The 21,182-nt window shown below is 51.4% G+C and carries 16 protein-coding genes; 2 read left to right on the top strand and 14 right to left on the bottom strand.

From position 1 onward, the window contains the following. The first annotated feature begins 589 nt into the window (after positions 1-589). The gene (locus Q0294_RS09335; protein ID WP_299463813.1) at positions 590-1,246 is read left to right on the top strand and encodes a DUF2726 domain-containing protein; all 657 of its coding nucleotides are present in this window, start codon (positions 590-592) and stop codon (positions 1,244-1,246) included. 24 nt (positions 1,247-1,270) lie between these two features. Here the strand turns inward: Q0294_RS09335 and Q0294_RS09330 are convergent, their stop codons facing one another. After that, positions 1,271-2,617: a DUF1501 domain-containing protein gene (locus Q0294_RS09330; protein WP_299463811.1), complete on the bottom strand. Its 1,347-nt coding sequence runs from the start codon at positions 2,615-2,617 to the stop codon at positions 1,271-1,273. Positions 2,618-2,832: 215 nt separating this feature from the next. After that, positions 2,833-3,177, bottom strand: coding sequence for a hypothetical protein (locus Q0294_RS09325; RefSeq protein ID WP_299463808.1), 345 nt, complete (start codon positions 3,175-3,177; stop codon positions 2,833-2,835). Between the two features lie 378 nt (positions 3,178-3,555). Between Q0294_RS09325 and Q0294_RS09320 the strand changes: the two genes are divergently transcribed. Further along, positions 3,556-5,001, top strand: a complete 1,446-nt coding sequence (locus Q0294_RS09320; RefSeq protein WP_299463805.1) for a DUF1501 domain-containing protein — start codon at positions 3,556-3,558, stop codon at positions 4,999-5,001. Positions 5,002-5,008: 7 nt separating this feature from the next. On the opposite strand, the gene Q0294_RS09315 is transcribed toward Q0294_RS09320, so the two are convergent. From Q0294_RS09315 to Q0294_RS09260, 12 genes are all read right to left on the bottom strand, one after another. Beyond that, positions 5,009-6,148, bottom strand: coding sequence for an ABC transporter permease (locus tag Q0294_RS09315; protein ID WP_299463802.1), 1,140 nt, complete (start codon positions 6,146-6,148; stop codon positions 5,009-5,011). Then, positions 6,145-6,876 (bottom strand): ABC transporter ATP-binding protein, encoded by a 732-nt coding sequence (locus tag Q0294_RS09310; protein WP_299463799.1) that lies wholly within the window; start codon positions 6,874-6,876, stop codon positions 6,145-6,147. The genes Q0294_RS09315 and Q0294_RS09310 overlap by 4 nt, the downstream gene beginning before the upstream one ends. 2 nt (positions 6,877-6,878) lie before the next feature. Beyond that, on the bottom strand, positions 6,879-8,435 hold the full coding sequence (locus Q0294_RS09305; protein ID WP_299463796.1) for an efflux RND transporter periplasmic adaptor subunit: 1,557 nt from the start codon (positions 8,433-8,435) through the stop codon (positions 6,879-6,881). Then, positions 8,436-8,981, bottom strand: a complete 546-nt coding sequence (locus Q0294_RS09300; RefSeq protein WP_299463793.1) for a hypothetical protein — start codon at positions 8,979-8,981, stop codon at positions 8,436-8,438. It lies immediately after the preceding gene. Positions 8,982-9,035: 54 nt separating this feature from the next. Next, complete coding sequence (locus tag Q0294_RS09295; protein ID WP_299463790.1) at positions 9,036-10,205, bottom strand: ABC transporter permease; 1,170 nt, start codon at positions 10,203-10,205, stop codon at positions 9,036-9,038. A 113-nt stretch (positions 10,206-10,318) separates the two neighbouring features. Beyond that, complete coding sequence (locus Q0294_RS09290) at positions 10,319-10,699, bottom strand: hypothetical protein (RefSeq protein WP_299463787.1); 381 nt, start codon at positions 10,697-10,699, stop codon at positions 10,319-10,321. 61 nt (positions 10,700-10,760) lie between these two features. Next, complete coding sequence (locus tag Q0294_RS09285; protein ID WP_299463784.1) at positions 10,761-11,936, bottom strand: multiheme c-type cytochrome; 1,176 nt, start codon at positions 11,934-11,936, stop codon at positions 10,761-10,763. Next, a complete protein-coding gene (locus Q0294_RS09280; RefSeq protein ID WP_299463781.1) occupies positions 11,933-14,017 on the bottom strand; it encodes a hypothetical protein in 2,085 nt (694 codons plus the stop codon). Before Q0294_RS09280 ends, Q0294_RS09285 begins: the two co-directional genes overlap by 4 nt. A gap of 344 nt (positions 14,018-14,361) precedes the next feature. Then, the gene (locus Q0294_RS09275) at positions 14,362-16,485 is read right to left on the bottom strand and encodes a neutral/alkaline non-lysosomal ceramidase N-terminal domain-containing protein (RefSeq protein WP_299463778.1); all 2,124 of its coding nucleotides are present in this window, start codon (positions 16,483-16,485) and stop codon (positions 14,362-14,364) included. A gap of 167 nt (positions 16,486-16,652) precedes the next feature. Further along, positions 16,653-17,030, bottom strand: a complete 378-nt coding sequence (locus Q0294_RS09270; RefSeq protein ID WP_299463775.1) for a cupin domain-containing protein — start codon at positions 17,028-17,030, stop codon at positions 16,653-16,655. Positions 17,031-17,227: 197 nt separating this feature from the next. Continuing rightward, positions 17,228-18,547 (bottom strand): DUF1552 domain-containing protein, encoded by a 1,320-nt coding sequence (locus tag Q0294_RS09265; protein ID WP_299463772.1) that lies wholly within the window; start codon positions 18,545-18,547, stop codon positions 17,228-17,230. Positions 18,548-18,560: 13 nt separating this feature from the next. Further along, on the bottom strand, positions 18,561-20,870 hold the full coding sequence (locus Q0294_RS09260) for a DUF1592 domain-containing protein (protein WP_299463769.1): 2,310 nt from the start codon (positions 20,868-20,870) through the stop codon (positions 18,561-18,563). Between the last annotated feature and the right edge of the window lie 312 nt (positions 20,871-21,182).

Raw genomic sequence — 21,182 nt, 5'->3', positions numbered from 1 at the left:
CAGCATGATGGATTCGAAATTCATCATGTATTTACGTTAGGTCATACTTCAGTAATTGAACTCTTACTGGAGTATTCAGGGGAGTTTCGTATTTGGGGGAATCATATCCCGGAATACTTCGGTTGAAGCGACTTGAGTCATTGGTTCCCCTGGAACTTCACATCGCAACGTCCTGTGAACAACACGGGGGTATTGCTCACAGGTATTACAAATTAAATTGTGTGTGATGAAGTTTTGATTTAGAAGTGCCTGTGTTCCGAGTGAAATCCAATAATCGAAAAGCGTAACTTGTCGTTAAAATATAGTTCATTGTATTTTTACAAGGACTCGCTTTTTTTGAATTGAGTGGTTTACCTCAGCGAGCGGGATGATGTTGACGGTATGCAACAGAATCGAAGTATTTTCCTGTATCAATCAATCATTGACAGTGGGATAAGGTGCTGGGTTACAGTCTACGAAATGTGGAAAAAATCATTTACTATACATGCGGGATCAAGCTTCGCTACAATCGTGAACGATATGAATTTAAATTCTTTTCAGGATCTGCCAAGTAGCAAGTTGTCGTTCACAGAAATGAATGGGTTCTCAAATGCCTAAGACTGACAATGATCAACCGCAGGGATGTCTTACAAAAATTCTGACGCTGGTTGGGTTGAATTGGCTCATCAAGCCGAAAGAGAAAAAAACGCTTCCGTATCGGCTTAAAGACAACTTCCTGTCACCTGCAGAAGCTTCGTTTTACGGTGTTCTTAAAAAAGCCGTAGGGGAAGAACTGCTAATCTGCCTGAAGGTTAATTTGGGTGATCTGTTCTTTGTGTCGAATTCAATCGAAAAACAGGCGTTCCGCAATAAGATAAACCGCAAACACGTAGACTTTTTGTTATGTGATCCGACACTAATCAAGCCTCTACTTGGAGTGGAGCTTGATGACTCCAGTCATTCTCGAAAAGATCGGCAAGAGCGAGATCAATTCGTCGATTCCGTTTTCGCAGCGGCAGGGTTGCCCCTGTTACATGTTCCTGCAGCCAGAGGGTACAGAGTTCCGGAAATCGCGGAACTGATTCATCAGCACTTGAAAAAAGCGAATGTGCAACCGGCTGAGATCATTATTCAAAATGACAAACCCTTGTGTCCGAAGTGTGATACACCGATGGTTGTTCGTAAATCAACGAAGGGAATGCGCAAAGGGCAGGAATTCTGGGGATGTAACAATTACCCCCAATGTAGAGAGACGATAATGCGGTAAGAATGATTCAAGCTTACAAAAAAATCAAACCAGTTCGCGAATGGGTGTCTGCTGATCGATTAAGTATTGGGGACGGCCGTTATTGTCGGCGATGGTGGTCGTTGCGACATCGATACCCAGATTGTGATACAGGGTCGCAAAGACTTCCTGCATGTGCACCGGGCGATCGACGGCTTCTTCGCCTAAGCGGTTGGTCGAACCAATAACCTGACCGGTTTTCATTCCACCTCCAGCCATGAGCGCCGCATGCACGCGCGGCCAATGATCGCGGCCTGCATTTTTATTGATTTTGGGAGTGCGGCCAAATTCGCCCCAAACCAGAACCGTCACATCCTTGTCCATGCCTCGTTCGTGCAGGTCTTCAACTAAAGCGGCGACGCCTTGATCGAGTAAGGGAATCACTTTGCGGGCATGACCAAAATTATCACCGTGCCAGTCAAAGTGAGCGAAGCTGCAGGTCACACAGCGGGCACCTGCTTCGACAGCGCGGCGCGCCAGCAGAAACCGGGACATGATCGCCTGATAGCCATTATCCAGCGGATAGTTTAAAACCTTCGGGCTGTCTGTTCCATAACGTGCACGGACTTTGGGATCTTCTTTTTCCAGATCAAGGGCTTCTACCAAACGGGAGGAGGACAAGACTTCTAAAGCCTGCTTCGTGTATCCGTCGTATGTTCCATCCGTGAGCCGAGTCTCTGAGACTCTGCGAAAGCGGTCGAGTTCGTTGAGCAGGTTGGCGCGTTCATTCAAACGGGTATTGGAAATCGAATTGAGTGTCATGTTTTCCATCACACGTCCATCCGGTCGAAAGGGAGCGTGTTCCAATCCGAGGAAACCGGAGCTTTTGATATTCCAGGGATTGTGTGCCATGTTGTGAGATAAATCGATGTAAGCAGGAACGGTCGGGTGAACCGGTCCTTTGACTTTCGAAAGTGCCGAACCCAACGCAGGCCAGCCCCCTTGAGGTTGCGCGCTGCGGAAATGATGGCCCGTGCAACATTCAAACGAATCATGGCGGCCTTCTGCGCCGACCAGCGAGCGAATGATTGAAAACTTATCCATCATGCCAGCGACGCGCGGCATTAATTCGCTGATTTGAATTCCAGGCACGTTCGTATTGATCGGCTTAAACTCGCCTCGGATTTCATCGGGTGCATCGGGCTTCAGGTCAAACATATCCTGATGCGGCGGACCTCCCGCGAGGAAAATCATGATGACCGCTTTGTGTGAAGACTTTTTCCCGCTCTGTTCCTGTGCCTTCAGTATTTGAGGCAGAGAAAGTCCCCCCAGCGCCAACCCGCCAATCTGCATGAATGAACGGCGGGGCATCTGGTCGCACAGACGAATCGATTGATTTTCAATCCTGAGCATCAATTTCAGCCTTCTGATGAAGTAAACGATTTTGAACACAGAGTTTAAAACAGGTTATCAGTCGCATAAGTCTACGCTAATGTGACGTTGCTTAACAGAATAATCGGCCGAAAAGAAAGGAAAATTAAGAAAATCAGCGCTGCATACGAAACTCCCCCAATGCGGGTGTTACAGGTGCCCGCTGTCCATCGGAAAAAGCAATGATCACTGTAAAACTAGATGGTCCTTTTGAGCATGACGCGACCATCTACCACATTGCCGAAAATGGTGAGTCGATAGCTGCGGACATTTTCCAGCAGAGTGATTTCGCCTGCTTGCGAAGTGATCCAGCCTTTCTGTTCGAGCGTTTTCAAGTGTCGGGAAACGACGTTGAGTGAGTGAATTTCACAGGCGCTGGCAATCTGCTGGCAGAGGGGCGCGACGCCTGTGCGGTCAATTTCACGGGTGATGTAGTCAAGAATCTGCTGTTGGCGGTTGGTTAAATACTGGTGCATTGAATTCTCCTGTGCGCGTCGGGGTGCGCGTTTGCGGGGCGCATAAGGGCGCCAACGATCATCCATGAGAGTCAGACCCGGATTCCAATACAGGTCTCGAAAAGCAAAATACAATGACGATTTTAATGCGACTACCTGCAGCGAGTCGCACGCGGCCACCACCAGGTGAATGGGGAAGGGAATCAACGAACGTAAAGCATATATACAGTATCGTCGCTCGTCAATCAGAATTTGAGGAGAGTTCCATTTATTCTGTGGTAGATTGAGAAAACGGCTGTCGTAGGTCACCTGAAGGGCACGAAATTATAGTAAACAAACTTTGATCAATTTCTGATAATTGGACTTTGAAAACGCAACGTATTAGATTATATTGATGCATTGTAAACAATATTAAGATAACTGCTTGCGCTTCTATGTTAATCTCTTGAATTCAGGAGAGTCGCGATGTCTGCAAACAATCCCACCTGCCATCCACAAATTTCCCGCCGGACGGCAATCGAAGTTGGCTCTCTCAGCCTGCTCGGATTTGGGATCAATCATCTGGATGCCCTGCGAGCCGAAGCCGCAGCGCCGCCCAAACACCAGACGGCCAAATCGTGTATCTTCATTTTTCTCTCGGGGGGACTGTCGCAGCACGAGAGTTTCGATATGAAACCGAATGCCAGCGACGAGGTCCGTGGCGAGTTCAATCCGATTTCCACAAAGATCCCGGGGCTCCAGATTTCGGAACATCTTCCGATGCTGGCACAACGCAGTCATCTCTGGTCATTATGTCGTACATTAACGCATGGCTCAAATGAGCATTCGATGGGGCATCACATCATGCTGACCGGACGTTCGGATGTGCCGGTTGGTTTTAATCCAAGTCGCCCGATGAGTACCGACCACCCTTCAATCGCCGCCATCGCTGGTGACGTGATTCGTGCCCGCACCAATCTGCCGCCTGCCATCGTGCTGCCAGATAAGATCGTGCATCGATCAGGTCGCGTGGTTCCAGGACAGTTCGCTGGCAGAATGGGTTCCAATCGTGATCCCTGGTTTATCGAAGCGTCACCGTTCCACGTTCAATCGTATGGCGCATTTCCGGAATATGCTTTCGATCATCAACAACGGGGTGGCGATGACAAACGTCTGTTTCAGACTCCGCATCTGAAATTGTCGCAAGGCATGACACAAGGGCGGATGAATAATCGGATCGGCTTACTCAAAGAACTCGGGAAACAGCGCAGGATACTCGACAATGCCGGTCAGGTTGAAAGTTTTGATCGCTATCGCAGTGCGGCAATTTCTCTGTTGAACGATGACAAAGTCCACTATGCGATGGATGTTACGCAAGCGGACGACAAAGTACAGGAACGTTACGGCAAAAATTCGTTTGGCTGGTCGTTGCTGATGGCGCGACGCCTGGTTCAGACGGGCGTCAATCTGATTCAGGTCAATCTGGGCAATAATGAATCGTGGGATACACACGGCAATATGTTCCCGCACCTCAAAGACAAATTATTGCCGCCGACGGATCGTGCGGTTTCTGCACTGCTGGACGATCTGTCAGAAAGCGGACAACTCAAAGATACGCTGGTTGTCATGTGCAGCGAGTTCGGACGGACTCCCAAAATTTCCCAGCTTGCGTCAGTTTATGCCCACCCGGGCCGTGATCACTGGGGCGCAGTTCAATCGGTCTTCTTTGCCGGGGGAGGCATAAAAGGGGGCCGCGTTGTCGGTACCACAGATAAGATTGGCGGATTCCCGATTGATCAACCTCAGAAGCCGGAAAACTTTGCGGCAACCATCTATCGCGCGTTAGGCTTGCCGCAAACAACCAATTGGCATGACGATGTCGACCGTCCCCACTTCATCTACGAAGGGGAGCCGATCCCAGGGCTCACTTAACGGACTGCTAAACGTTTCTCAAAGCGGGTACGATTTCGGTGCGCGAGGCATAACCGGCAGGAATAATTCCCGCACAGACTCCCGTAGCGAATGCCAGCAGCATTCCCACCCAGGCCAGATGAAATGAGGGAATGAAGGCCACGGTGACCGCTTCGGCTCCGACGGAAAGACTGCTGACTTTGAGGGTGATCAAAGCAGTGCCCACACCCAGCAGGCCTCCCGCGAAACTTAACAGAGTGCTTTCCGCGAGCACCAGTCCGAAGACTTTGAACCCTGAAAAACCGAGTGTCCGCAGAACCGCGTGTTCCTGAATCCGGTCTTCGACCGACATCAGCGTCGTGGTGGCAACCAGCGCGAGTACAAGACCGACGCAAGCCAGGCCCAGGTAGTGGGCCATCTCAATCAACTGCGATAAATCCCCCAGACTTTTCGCCTGAAAAACTCCTTTGGAACGGGTATTGGTTTCCACGGGACCGCCACGAAATCGTTCATCAATGGCGGCACTGGTCACTGCAGGATCGGTGCCCGGATTCAGAATCACTTCCAGTTGGGTGACCGTACCAACCAGATTGACGCCCTGGCGTCGTTGCAAAAATTCCAGGTGACTGTAAATGTAATTTTCTTCCGCAGGGTTATCACTGCGATAGATGCCGGCGACATTTACCGAGAGGTCACCGATCGAAAACTTATCGCCGACTTTGATGCCACGTCGCGCTGCGACAGCCCGCCCGACAATGGCGGCGTCCTGATGTGTTTCAAATTCCGTCCAATTGCCCGAAACGAATTCAAAATCCCGCGCGGTACGCAGTTTTTTGGGAGGGACACCATAAAACACGACGATGTCCAGGCTCGCACGACAATTGTTCGTGAAGACCTGAATCGGTACGACGTCTTTGACGTTTGCGAATTTAGCAATCTGCCGATCATAGTCCTGAGGAAGATGGCTGGTAGCGGGACAGAATTTATTGGCCTGAAACACGATTAAAGAACCGCGGGCCTCCTGGCGCTGTTTGAGATCGTTCATGCCTTCCTGAATGGATTGGATAAAGCAGAAGACAAACAGCGCCACCGCAGAACCGGCGACGGTCAGCATCGTTCGCGCACGATGCCCCCAGAGAGTTTTCAGAATGTAGCCACCCAGTTTCATATTAGTTCCCCACTTGAGACGCCGGAAGTCACTAACGATTTCGGATTACCGTGGTGTACCTGGACCAGTTTCCCGTGATCAAGATAAAACTGTCTGTCTGCGATTTGCGCCGCCGCAGCATCGTGGGTCACCATAAGCATCGTAATGTCGAGTTCCCGGTTGAGTCGTTGTAACAGGTCCAGAATTTGTCCTGACGTTTCCGGGTCCAGATCGCCCGTGGGTTCATCGGCGACGACAATCTTGGGATGTTTGACAATCGCGCGTGCGATGCCCACACGTTGTTCCTGACCGCCCGACATCTGGCGCGGATAATGGTCTGCACGATCCAGCAGATCAACCGCCTGCAATGCGACTTCCACTCGTTTTTTTCGTTCGGAACGGGACATGGGTAACAGCAGCAACGGGAGTTCAATGTTTTCATACGCGGTGAGAACAGGGACCAGGTTATGTGTCTGAAAGATGTAACCCATATTCGCAGCCCGCCAGTGTGCCTGTTGCCCGCGGGAGAGCGCCGTGATCTCAATCCCATCGACGACAATCGACCCCGCGTCAGGATGGTCGATACTGGCAATCAGATTCAGCAGGGTCGATTTGCCGGTCCCGCTGGCGCCCATTAATGACAGGAATTCACCCTGATCGATATCCAGCGAGACACCGTCCAGTGGAGAGATTGTCTCCCCCCCCTTATGATATTGTTTGCTCAGATTTCTGATAACGACAAGCGGCATGTTTAGTTTCCTTCCTGATTGGATTCGCCGGTGATCTGAATGCGCGCTTCCGGTTGAAGATCTGCTGGGGGAGAGGAGATCAGATGGCTGGTCGGGTTCAAGCCTTGTTTGACTTCCACCAGTGGCCCGCTGGAATTCGATTCAATTTCGATCAACTGGCGTCGGGCGATCCGCTTTGATTGATCTGCAATCCAGACAAAGACTTGTCCCGCTTCATTTTGTTCCATCATTTTTCTGGGAATATAAATGCGGGTTTCTTCTTTAGTTCCAATCTTTTCTGCCTGCAGCTCAGGAGCCAGGAATGTAACGTCCACCAGCATTTCCGGTTTTAACAGCGGCGAGGAATTCACGATTTCCACTTTGACCTGGAGCGTGTTTTTCTGAATATCTGCTTCAGAACTGATATAGAGCACCTTGCCTGTAACGGGCTGGCTGAGCGCGGGGTTATTAATTTGCACGGGCTGGTTTAAGCTGACTTTAGGAATATCTTCAAAGCGGACATCCACTCTGATCTGCAACATTTCCGGTCGGTACATCGTAACGACGGTACTGCCGTCATAGCCGGTCATCTGTGTTAGCATGTTTCCGACGCTGGAGCCCGGATGGCCGATGAGTCGATAAATACGCCCGTCAACGGGCGCCCGAATTGTCATACGATCTAAAGCCAGTCTGGCTTCCTCGACGGCGACCTGTGCCTGCTCCAGCCGCGCTGTTGCCGCATTGACTTTGGCAATCGTTTCATCGCGGGCCTGCGTTTCTTCCGTGAGCAGTTCAAATTCTTTCTGAAGTGCATCCGCCCGCGCTTTTAATGCCTTGCGTTCAGCCACCAGCGAAGTGCTGCGACCGTCCAGTTCTTCATGAGCAGCGCGGGCGGATTCCAGTTCGGTGAGTGATTCATCAACGGTGCGTTTTGTGACGGCGTTTTTTGCAGAAAGTCTGCGTTGATAATCGTTTTCGGCAAAACTCATTTGTGCTTTTGCACGGCGGACCAGAAAGGGCAAGTTTTTTAACTCGGTTTCGATTTTGGCTAGTTCCGCTTCGGCAGCTCTTAACGCCGCTTCACGATGCACGGGTTGTGCGAGACGAATTTCCGCTGCATTCAGCGTTGCTTTGGTCAGTTCCCGTTCCGCCTCGCGCAGATCTTTGTTCGCAATCGCGTTTTTCAGGGAAAGTTCCGCATCTGCTTTGACCAGTAACGCAATCGGTTCGCCTTGTTTCACACTTTGATCTTCCACCACCAGCAGTTGTTCCACGACGCCCGGTGATAAAGCCGCGACGCGAATCGGGGTCGGCCGCGGTTCCACCCAGCCGGCTGCCTGAAAAAGGGGCGTGCCTGCGTTGCGAATGGCGGATTGCATCACAATGACCGGCATCACAGTAACCGGTTTAGGAGGAAAGATCAGATCACGCGAGACCCAGAAGATCAGTGCCAGAAATCCGACCAGCAGCGTTCCCGGCAAAAGATAGCGCGTGATGAATCGCAACCGCGTGTGCCCTCGGACTGTTGAGGGCGCACTGCGGTCGATGGCTAATTGTGATAAATCGACTTGAGTCATCATTCAGTTCCGTACAAAAATACCATTGGCAAACACAGTCAAATTGCCGGCGTCATCCCGCTGGGCTTTGCCTTTGACAACGACGGTCTGCAATTCTTTGAGGTTTAACAGCTTTCTCGCATCTTCGTTGATCAATGTTCCCTTTTCATCCACCACTTTGATTAATGCCATCGCGGTGGGCAGCTTGTCGGTTTCACAGCAGTAATCCCAGGGTTTGGCGCAGCCGTCGCCGGGAATATCACTGCAGGCTTTCAAAGAGTTATCCACAATCGAAAATACGGCCCGGCCGTCGACCCAGGGGTTTTCGCTGCCTCCAATACGGCCGACGAGTACCACTTCTTCATCATTGACGGCCGATTTACGGGCATCAATGACTTCTTTGGCTCCCGCGGGTTCACTGGTGAGTAAGACTTCTGTCGTGGTCGTCGGTTTGGTCTCTGACGATTCCGTGGAACTCTTGTTTTCCGGCGCAGAGGTTGGTCCACCGCATCCCGCGACAAAACAGGCTGCGCCTGAAAATAAGATCATTTGTGATAAGAAACGTTTCATTCTTTCAATCCTTTACAAAAAGTGTTTTGCTCGAAATCTGTATTCGAACGGTCATTAAACTGATTTTAATCCATCGATAACTGGTAGCCTGAGTGCCCGCAGAGCAGGGGGGATTGCTCCCAGTAATCCCAGCAGTATGCCGACACCACAGCCGATCAACAGCGAAATGCTGTCGATCTGAAGTGAGAAAGCGCCCATCGTAAATCGCACTGAAACGCCATTGATCAGGAAGACCGCGATCAACGCGGCGATCAGGCTGGCGGCTGTTGCCAGCAGAACTCCTTCCTGAATCAAACTGATTACGATCGCGCGTCGTAAAAAGCCGAGCGTCTGCAGAGTCGATAGTTCTCTGGTTCGTCCGACGACGGCACCATACAACGTATTCAAGCCAGCAAACACGCCAGCGCCGGAAACCAGAAATACGACCAGCCACGCCAGCAGGCGAATCGGGCCGTAATCTTTTTTCAGACCCTGGTAATAATCCACCTCCCGGATCGACTGCAGTTCCAGGTCGAGGCGTTCTTTGCAGAACAGGTCCAGATCCGGATAATCTGATGGTGAATTCAAAGTGACAGCAACCAGACTTAAATCCTGGCGTTTCATTGCCTGCTGTAATTCATCCAGTCGGCACCAGATTTCTGATTCAAACGCCGAACCGGCGGCGGAAAAGGTACCGCTGATCCGCCAGGTTCTGCCTTCCATAATCAGTTCCTTACCGGCTGCCATTTGATCGTTGGTCAGGTCCAGTTTAGTCGCCGCCAGTTGCCCTGTCATGATTTCACCCGGCCCCGGCCAGCTTCCCGATTCCAGTTGCACCTGCCTGCGCACCAGTAACGCGGATTGTGTGACCCCACGTACCAGGCCCATCGCCGTTTCCTGTTGATCGGGGATTTCAATCTGGGTTCCGAGATAGAGTTCGGGTGAGACGTATTTTCGGTCATGAAAGGTTTTGATCCCTGCCACACTGGCCGAAACGAGTTCGCTGGTTCGCATGGGGATCGACGAGTATTCCAGATTTTCTCCCATGCCCAGCGAAAACAGCAGCGCCACCTGCGGATCTCCGCTGACGGTGAGCGAGTGCTCCAGGCCGCGAATGAAACCGATCACGACAAAGACCAGCACAATCACGGTCGTCAAACCCGTCAGGGTGAGCAGCGTGCGCATCGGTCGGCGAAATAAATTCCGCACGCCGTATTCCCACGGGATTAATGAGAAGCGAAACATGGAAGATCATTCTGAATTTGCCGACCAGCGCAGAACTGTCAAATCACCAATGCGCAGGCGGTATCGAAACGGAAATCGTGTGAACGAGAGCGTGTCGAGAAATCAGAACGGAATCAGCATTGAAAGGACATCTGCAGGCAGCGGAGCTCGCGCCCGGAAGAGTTGTCAGGTTCAAAGAGAACTTTGTTGTGCTGACTGTTTAAGCTGAGAAGCTGAAATTGCGCGTCCGGGAGCGTCATTTCTGCCCAGACAAGAGTCGTCGCTGCAAGATCAATCTGGCTAGAGCCTTCAATAATGGCACCGGCACAGAGGCACTGGCAGCAATCGTTGGCAGGAGTCTGCGGGACCAGAGGGTTTTCCGGCGACTCAGAACGACAGTGACTGCAGCAGGGAGGGCTGGCTGCCTCTGTACCTTCACTGTTTTCCAGCATGCAATTAAAAGGGCAGGCAAGAATCAATGTTGTTAACAGAAGAGACAGCAATTTGGCAATCACGGATCACCTTTCGAAAAAAGACCAGTCTCCATCCTAGTCTGTGCACTGCCGTCTGACAATATCATTTTTGTTGCTTCAACTGAAATTCAGGAAAGCGTTGCCTGTCACGCTCCCGAATGCGAATCCAGTGATCCGTGAATGACAGATTATCGTGGACTTCGACAGGCGGCATATGACACTGCAGACACTGGCTTTCCATCGATTCCTTTGAGCAGACGGGAGCATGTCCTTTCAGATCACTATGACAGTTCAGGCAGACCCGTCGATAGACTTCGGGGTCTCTACTGGCCTGCTGATGAGGATTATGGCAGGTGGTGCAGTCGAAACGCGATGACTTGTCAGCCGGCAGTTTCAGATCTCCCTGTTTGAGAAAACACGGGCTTTGCGACAGGCCTACCGGGGCAAAACGAATCAGCAGTTCACTGTCAGGATGAATTTCATCCGGTTCCAGCTGATCAGAACGCCGATGGCATTCACCACAACGGTTGATCGATTCCAGCGGACTTAACTGATTCCACTTGACGAGTTTTAAATCTTTTTCACCACGTTCCGCGGCTCTGATATGTTCTGCACCATTCAGATGACACCGCACGCAAGAGACGCCGGCGATCATCTGAGAAGTTTGAATTTCCCCGGGAACATTTCCCAGATAGGATGTGTGACAACCGAAACAGTTCAGCGTATTTGCGTGTGAGCTGACTTCGCCGAGCGCCTGAATGCCGGACTTGCTGTGTGCCAGTTCCTGCAGTCCGAGTGTGATGCCCAGTTTGCCGGAGGGATACCAGGAGACGATGTGTTGCAGCAGTTCCGACTTTCCTGCTTCATTCGGGAACAGTGAAACTGGTGTGATGGCGTGCAGGCCGGAGCCAAAGAACCAGTCAATGCGAACCGGATTTGGATAGCTGTCACAACTTACCCAGAGTTCATCATGGTCTTTGTAGAAATGGTAGGTGCGTCCGTTTTCTTTCAGGGTAATTTTTCTGCCGGCAAATTTATCGATGACATCCGGGTCGTTCGCTTTGCGGAGGGTTCTGAGATGTGGTGCTCCGGCGAACTGCTGGCAAACTTTTTCATGGCACTCGCAACACTGTTTCATTTTGACCGGTTGTTCGGTGGCTCGTACTTTGGGAACAAACAGATTGGGCTGATGCGAGCCGTACAGATACCAGGCGGTACCTGAAAAACAGGCCAGCAGCAGTATTATCAGCGGTGGTATAAATGGATATTTCCGGCTCATTGCAGTGTATCCAGCATGTTCTGACTGGGGACTACCAGTTGATCGTCGGGATCTAGTTTAATCAGTTCACGAAACGTTTCTGCCGCCGAGTCAGGGGCTCCTGATTCCAACTGGATCTGGGCTTTCGCATATAATGACTCGCTCTCTTTGGCGGATAAATGTTTGAGCGCCGCTTCCCAGTCACCGCGCGTATAATTCTCAATGGCGGTCTGAAACGTGTTTGAGTTTTCGGTTGGTTTACTCTGATTTGAACTGGTTGTCAGACCTGTTTGATTCAAACGCTGATCGGCGTTTTCGTTTGAAATTTGAGCAGCCTGAAATCTGAATTGACTCGGATTTCCCATTTCCAGTTTTTCCTGGTAGGCCAGTTCTTTCTGGCAGAGTTGAAATTCTCTGATCACTGCCGGAGTATGGTAATGTTGCAGCAAGGGATGCAGCACCCGCAAAGCAGCCGTATAGAGTTTCATCGCGCGAAATGTTTTCGCCTGCAACAATGCGGGACGCGGGTTGGGCAAACCGGACAGGATTCCCCACCAGTCGGAACATTCCGGCGTGCCGGCAGAGTTTGGCAGGGAATAGGTCCACTGTTTTCGGTTCAGGAAATCTTTGACGGGCAACAGTTCCACAATTTTGGGGCTGCTCAAGAGCTCTCCGGACCAGCCGAACGGAATCACGGAGGCGTCGACGGACATCGGTTGCCAGCGGCTGTCGACCAGCGCGCGAATTGTTTTGACATCTCCATTGGGGACTAACAACAACTGGCAATCCCGGTTTTTTAAACGCACCCACCAGCCTCCCCAACTTCCATCGGCGCGGGGGTGCTGAAATTCCCAGCCATTCGATAGCTCTTCGTTCAAGGAAAGCTCTTCAAACAGCCGTCCCTGCAGCAGAGCCTGCCTGAGCGTTCGGACGGGTTGAATCTTGCGATCCGATTTGATCCAGCAGAGCATGCCTGCAGAAGCGGTACCCATGCAATGCGCGGTTCCCTGATAGTTGAGCGGGCCGATTGTCTGGTTCAGTAATGTAATATCTAATTCGGGCGCAATGCCCCAGCCAAGTCGTTGTGCTTGTCCCGGTAGATTTCCCGCAGCAGATTTCCAACTCAATACAAGTATACCCACCATCAAGAGTAACCTGCCCATTGCCGGGGAAAGGAACGGTTTCAGTTTCAGTCTGCGCGGGGATAATTCAGAAGCACACATGCACTGACCGGCAACCAGGGTAACGCCGATGGCACACGGGCCCAAGCTGTCATTATTTGTCCAGCCCGGAATGGCGAAGGCGAGCAGCGCGACCGTTTCCAGCCAGCCGTTCGAAGAAAAGATGAGAAACAGGGCCGTTCCGATTGTGAGAATACCAAAGCTGATGACTTCAATGGTAGCACCGTTTAGAAAGGTCGGATGCCAGACGGTCAGCGCCAGAAGTTCCTGAGGGTAAAACAGACCGGGAAACAGTTGCAGAAACGAATCAAGGGGAGTGAACCAGCCGCGGGGGGTGAGCATCAGCGCCAGCAGCGAAGCTAGTACAAGCAGGCTTGATTGTTTGCGATGTGGGACATGCACCGTACGAATTCCCGGCAGCCAGGGGACCAGAACTATTACCACGATTCCCAACAGGCAGAGCGGCGAACTATTGGCCCAGAGCGCGAGCAGGAGCAGTATCGGAATCAGTTTGTTTGGAGTTGGTTTTCGACACCAGCGTTCGGTCAATACCCAGGTCAGAAACAGGAACCAGCAGTCCAGCAGTCGCGGCGCTGGTTGCCAGGCCCCGTTGGCGGCCATGAAAGCCAGCGTGACGATGAAAAACGCCGTCCAATTCAACTGTTCCTCATAGCGTTTCATAAGAAAATAGACGAGTATCCCGACCGCAGCAAATTTCAGTAGCATGAGCCCCGAAAATCCGGCCAGTTGAAAGGTCAGGTAAAACGGGAGCCCACCTAACCAGTCGGCTTCAGCAAGGGGAGTGCCGGCTGTTAAGATCGGGCCGGGGGGCGCCAGCTCCGACATCACGACACGACCGCGGCTCAACTGCCACCAGATTTCCGGAGTAGCAACGGGTGTCAGTACAAAACTTGCTGTCATGATCAACAGCAAAAATCTGCGCAGTCTTCCATCAATCGTTGATAAGTCTGGTTCAGTCATGCGGCGCTGTACTGTGAATCAAAAACAAGTAGAACGGAGTGAGTGTCAATAAAGAGAGATCACGCAGAGATGGTATCGACGTCATTATATAGTTGTGTGAGAGTGATGAATATGGTTGTTTTGGGGCTCTCTACAGAGAATTGAGATTTCCCGTGTTACGTGTACCTGTACTACGTGTCGCGCGAGGGGCGTATGATATCATTCCACGGATCAAACGAAAAAAGCCCGATCGAGTTTACGATCGGGCTCTGATGATTCCATTTTTAACGAATATCACGGATGATTTATTTCGCCAGCGTTTTGATTTCGTCAGACGTCAACACACGATCAAAGACGGCGATCTCATCCAGGCGTCCTTCCCAGTTCGACTGGTTGTCCGTGCGTCCGCCAAAGAAGAGCTGTTCGAGCAGCGGGCCTTCAGCTCCAGACGCTGATTTCAGTTCGATTTCCAGATTGCCGTTCAGATACACTTTCACCATCTGTCCGTCCCGCACCAGTGTGACCTGATTCCAGGTCCAGCGCTCGACAGCAGTTGAGCCGGCGTGGAGTTTGTGGTCGGTGCCATTCATGTAAACCAGTTTGCCGGGGAACTGAATTCCGCCGAGACCGAGATGATCGCCGTAAGCGGCAAGACCATGATCGGGGCCTTGGGAAAACATCCAGCCGCTGATATCGCGGGCATCCAGAGGAATGCCGTTCCAGATCCAGAGTGAGATCGAGTAGTGGTCTTTGAGATCATTGATGCGTGCCTGCAGACGATTGCCGACAAAATGTACGGCTCGGTTTGTTTCATCCGCTTTGCAGAATGATTTCGAGCGGGGGCCTTCCAGGAAATAAGCGATAGCCGGTTCGTAGAACGCATCACGCTGATTACCGGAGACATCGCGTGCCCGGGGGCCATTAAACTCATCCAGTCGCCAGTAGGCGGCCGGCTTTAAAGTGAGGATGGCTTCTGCAGCCGGTCCGCGGCTCTGCTGATAATAGCGACGGGTGTGATTGCTGACCTTTTCCAGCAGTTGCAGATCCGATTCGACAATTCTGGGTTCGGCTAAAACTTCCAAACCAGCCGAGCGTGCTGCCCAGGTGTTGTAGCCACCAATCAAATGCTGTTCCGGAGGGGGTATATAACCGTCGCCTCCGTTGGCCAGTTCAATGACCATCGTTTTTGCGAGCGGGCTTTGCCGCTTCAGTTTTAAACCGGTTAAGGCATAGGTTTCGTTGGGTGTTGTTGTAATCGCAATATCGCCGATGCGGAGTGCCTGTGTGACGATTTCAGTTGACTGGCGCTCATGCAGGATGACCTGCTCGCGGGCATAAATTTCTTCGGTCGTTTTCGGAAGCCGGTCACCCGTTTCCTTCACGATGCGTTGCGACCATTCCAGGAGTTGTTTGTTGGGCACGCGGTAATTCATCTGCAGGCGGTTTTCCGCCATTTCGATGTCGGCGTCCTGCAAATATTTGATGTTCTTATAAGCTTGCATGGTGATTTTGATCAGACCCTGTGCGTATTCATTGATATCGTCGGTAAAAGCCCACTGGTCTTTGGGTTTGGTGTAGTCGCGACGGTAGATGTCACCACTACAGCCATGCGACATGATGGCGACAAAGGGAGGGGCGTCCTTTTCGACTTTCTTATCCAACTGTTCCTGCAGACCGTTACAGTACAGTCCGAAGTAGTCGGCGGAGAGTGAAGCGTCGCCGAAGTAATGCATAGAGAAGTTCGCCAGGAGGGCAATGGGGCGTCCATTTTTCGCGCGGAACGAAATCAGTGAAAGTTCAGGATCTTCCGGTCCCGATTCACCGACGGCGTTGTCCCAGTCGGTGCCTGCGTGCATGGTGGCACGAACGGTAGGGTTTCCAAACGGATCATTTCTGAGTCGATCGGGACGCAGAATCCAGCGTCTGAGTGCGGTATAGTCAGCGGCGTTTTCCGATCCCCAGCCGACCTGAGCCGGTTCGAGATTGGCTTCCGCAGCGGCGATCGCGTCAACCAGTTTGCCTCTGAGAAACGGCACATACTCGGGATCGGCGTCTGTGCCTAAACAGGCCAGACTGGAAGGAGCCGAGTGGGCATGTGTGGCGGAAATCAGAATATGGTCCGCGGGGATTTTTGTCCGTTGCGCGGTTAACTTTTTGACTTCATCCAGGAGTGGACGCGGTAGCATGCAACTATCCACAACGACTATGGCGAGACGTTCTTCATCGTCGGCGACAACGATAGCCCGCGCGTTGATTTTGGTTTTGACCGTACTCACACTGCGACTGGTCATGCTGCCATTGACGAGCACGGGAAATTTCACCGGCGTGACATCCATGATGGTCGCGCCGACTTTGAGTTCAGCAAATACTTGTGAGGGAAGCAAAACAGTCAGGCAGGAAAGGAGGAGGGAAGCGACAGTCGGTTTCATGCGAGCAGATCCTTTTGAATAGCAATCAGCTTTAGGTTTGAAAAGTCAGCACCGTCCTTCGAGTATAATCACTCGCTGAAGAGAACGAAATGGAGATAGTTAAAGTTCTTAATAAAAAGGGCGGGTTGTTTATTTACCTGGCGAAAGGCATTTCAGGATATGAGATCTTACTTCTGCCGCAGATCCTCGGAATCCATGTAGATCGATTTCAGAAAATGGGGATTACAGACTACGAAAAAGACCAAGTCGTCCTCGCCGATATTGGTGATGCTCTGGTCGGTGTCGGGGGGGATGCGTACGACGTCGCCGGGGTAGACTTCGGTCGGTGCATAGTCGCCGACTTCGACGAGGCCGGTTCCCGAGAGCATGATGTAGCGTTCAAAGGTGCCTTTGAGGCGATGGAAGCGGGTTTTTTTGCCGGGTTCCACGCGGGCGCGGGCGAGCGAAACTTCCGGGTCCACATTGGGGCTCGACATTTCGAGTATGTAGCAACCTTCTTCAAAGAAGTATTCGCCTGCTTCGTCAGGGCGGGTGATGTGATCCATGCTGCTGGTTCCTCTCATGAAGACTGTGATCTCGTTGATCCTGAATATCGATTTGTTTTGAAAAGCGATTATGACAGGGTGGTGCGCGAGCGTCAAATTCACTGCTCCGCGACAGTAATAAAAAAACTGCGTGTACTTTTCAGAGAAAGCGTACACGCAGTGTGCTGATTCGGATTGATTGCCGACTGACGCTGGAATCAAGTCAGTTCGGACAAAATACCGTCGCCACAGAAATTGGGATTGCCGAACGTTTTGACGTGGTGACCCATGCCGTGGGCGAGGGACATCAGTAAACGATTGTGGGCGATCTCTTTGAACTGGAGCGAGCGGCCCATCTTGAAGTTCAAACCTTTGCCGACGAGCACCAGGGGAACGTCATTCAGGGTATGAGAGTTGCCTTTGCCCAACTCGTTCGTCCAGACAACCAGTGTGTTATCCAGCATCGTTCCCTCGCCGTTCGGTTCGGGGGTTTTATCCAGTTTGCCGACCAGATACGCCAGTTGCTCGCAGAACCACGTATTGATTTTGGTCAGCTTGTCCTGGGCGTCCTGATCGTTGTCCGGTTTATGCGAGAGTCCGTGATGGCCGTCATCAATGCCCAGCCACTTCATACGGGCCTGACCTACCGAATTGGTATACTGCAACGTAGCGACACGGGCCATGTCATTCGCCAGAGCGTTCACCATCAGGTCGATCTGCATTTTGCTGGTGACCGGCATATGGTCATTATCATTTTTGATGCCGACGTCTTGTATGGGGACTTCCACAGAGAGTTTCTGTTCCTGTCCCGCTTTCAGTTCCTGTTCCATCTGACGGACATAAGATTCATGCTCTTCCAGCAGCAGTCGATCTTCACTGCTGAGTTTGCTGCTGACTTTTTTCAGGTCTTCGCGCACATTATCCAGAATACTGGCCAGACTTTTCCGGTCTTTCATCTGACCGTAAATCTTTTCAAACATCTGATAGGGGTCGTCAATCGGCGCGATCGGTTTATTGGAACCGGCGTAGACCATACGGGTCCAGGGGTCAGCGCGGTCGGGTACATTGACGCCGAATTCCAGCGAGCCGAAGCGGGTGTGTGTTTCCGGCTGGCTCTGCAGGAAGCGTTTGATTTCCTGATCGACGGAATTCCCACTGGCCCAGCCGGCGGGTGTGTGTGAACCCCCTTGAATATTTCCCGGCAGTAATTCGATACCGGTCAGCAGGCAGCTCATGCCGCGCATGTGGCTGTCGCCGTCGCCGCGGACGCGGTCTGCGATCCCTTTGATCACGAGCATCTGATCCTGATACGGCTTGAGCGGTTGCATGATTTCTTTGAGCTCGAATTTGTCTCCGACTTCGTCCGGCCAAAATGTTTTGGGAACGATGCCGTTCGGGCTGAACATGACGATCAGTCTCTGTTTGCGAATTTTCGCATCTGCTGCAAACCCGAGGCTGGGCAAATGCATCACCAGCGGCAGGACAGCCGTCGAAAGGCCCAGTTCTTTTAAAAATGCGCGGCGGGATTGAAATCTCATGGATCGCTCTTTCTCAGGAATGAGGTTGATGCAATGCGGCAACCTTCATAATTTCGATCAGTAGTAGTTGTATATTATAACCGGATTTTTCAAATTGTGTGGTTAATTCATCACGGATATTTCCACCATAAGCGTTAATGGGTTGTTTGGCTGCCTGATGGAATAACTGGTCGACAAATGCTGCATGGGCGTGCCGATCACTGGCGATGTGTTCTGCCAGATCGCGGGCACCATCAAATTTGACGGTCTCGCCGGTGACAGAAATCATCTCAGCCGCGGTGTTAACTGGCTTCTGGACTTCCTGTTCTCTGTATCGGCCAATCGCGTCAAAGTGCTCCAAACTAAAACCGAGAGGGTTGATAATGCTGTGGCAAGACATACAGGCGGAAGGGCTGGTAATCAGCGCGACTTTTTCGCGAGTTGACATGCCCGGTTTAAAATCACCGTCTTTAAACTCAGTCGCCTGTGGCGGCGGCTTCAAAGTTCTGCCCAGTAAGCGACGTGTGACAAACACGCCACGATGAATGGGCGAACTTAAATTGTGATAAGCAAAATTCGCCATCAGATAAGGGTGCGTGATTACGCCGGCACGTTTGTCTTTATCCAGTGAGACTTTCTGATAATCCTGACCGGCGGGGAGTTTTACATCATAAACTTTGGCCAGTCGCTCATTCAGATAAACATAATCGGCCAGCAGTAACTGACGGTAATCGGATGATCCATTCCAGACGACTTCATCAATAAACAGATCGAGCGAGGTGCGCAAGTCCGAAACGACCAGTGCATCGAAATCCGGAAAGAGTGCTTTGTCTTTTGCCAGTTCTTCTTTTTCATCCAGTTGCAGCCAGTGATGAAAGAAGTAACGCAGTTTGGATTGTGCCCGCGGATCTTTTAACATGCGCTCTGCCTGCTGCGCGACCTGGACCGGAGTTTTCAATCGCCCCGTTTTGGCGGCGTCAAGCAGTTGCCGATCGGGCATGGAATCCCACAAGCCGTACGAAAGCCGGGATGCGATTGCAAAATCGTCTAGCGCTTGATATTCCCGATCGGTGTATAAAAAGCGGGGGGATTTCAAAACCAGCAGAATCACGCGTTTGACCGCTAATTCCGGGGCCACTGACTGTTGAAAATGTTGGTCGACGAAAAACTTTTTCTGATCGTCGGTTAAAGGCCGACGAAAAGCCAGTTCTGCGAAACGGTGGCAGAACTGTCGAATCTTTTTGTCCCGTTCTTTATCGTCCGGTTTCGTTCCGGCCAAACGGTCGAGATGTTTGATGACGGTCGTCATGATCTCAATCGCGGCCGTCGTGGTGGCTTCATCCCAGGCTTTGGAAACTGCGGTCCCTCTCTCGTAACCGGAGACACTGTCGTCAGGTGGAAAAACAGTGGAGCTGATGAAAGTTCCGGGCACCTGTTGAGTGGTCAAGTTGCGTTGCGGGATGACTTCCTGCGCTTTATGCGGGGGCTTCCATTCCAGCACAACCGACGAGGATTTATCTTTGTATTTAAACAGTTCTAATCGAAGCGTGTAAGGTTTACCTCCCAGCAGGCGGATCGTCGCTTTATGTTCTTTGGCGCGTCCCTGGGAACTGACCCATTCATCAATAATCGGATCCGCCTGATTCACGCACAGGCGAGCGCCGTTTTCCGTTTTGAGGATGAATTCATAATCGCCGGTTTCTTCCGCCAGGACCGAGCCTTCCCACTTCATGGAAAACTCTGCTGCATCTTTAATATTTTCGACAGGCGCTTTGTCGCCAAACTGGAAATTGATGACCGGGTCGACCCGTTTTTCAACCCGTTTGTCTCCCTGGAAACCGCGACTGCTGAAATACTCGGCCCGTAAGCCGCGCTCCGGAGTCGTGACCTTGGCGCTCCCCAGAAAATTCGACATCAAATCAGAGGTTGTGAACAGATACTGCCGCACGGTCAAATGTGATAATTGCACGCGTGCGATTGCACTGGCAGAATCGGAATCTTTCGCATAGAACCGCTGAAACACATACTGCGCTACCTGTTCTGCGTCTTTGCCCTGGCAGGTTTCCGGATCTTCTTCCGGCATGGTTTCATCAATGAGCGTGGTCAGTTCGATAAGCGTTTTCATGCCGTGAAAGGGGTTGGCCTTGTCCTTCACACCCTCACCGTTGGTTGCATGACAGTCGACGCACATTTTTCGGTAAATCTGTTCACCGAGAAGCGGCTTTGCTTCTGCCGCATTTCCTGTAAGTTGAAAGCCGAAAAAGAAGAATCCCCAGAGCAGACAAATCGACTCAACTCGGAATCGAAAAAAACCATATTGCTGGCTGGCAATCATATTTTTCATCACAATCTCAGGCAGGAAAAGCAGGTGGGAACTCTTTATCAGCGAGGATCCTGGATCAGCACTGATTCTGGCAGGAAAAGCATTTGATGTATTTCCGCTGTGTTGGCGGATTTACAGATCAATGTTATTTTATTCTCTGAAGGGGGCTGCGTCAAGTATTCAAAAATGACACAACTCCTTCTATTTTATGAGCTTAGTTAAGGAAAGCGGGGTGTAAACTGACCATTTGAACTTCCGGGCGATCATTCCTGATCTGGTGATCCGAATACGGCTCTTGCAGTGCACGAATTAGCTGCAGACAAGATGTGCCTC

This window comes from uncultured Gimesia sp. (genome assembly GCF_937919775.1).
In the GTDB taxonomy this organism is placed as follows: Bacteria; Planctomycetota; Planctomycetia; order Planctomycetales; family Planctomycetaceae; genus Gimesia.
The sequence above is the reverse complement of the archived record's forward strand: the minus strand, read 5'-3'. Positions and strand labels throughout refer to the sequence as shown.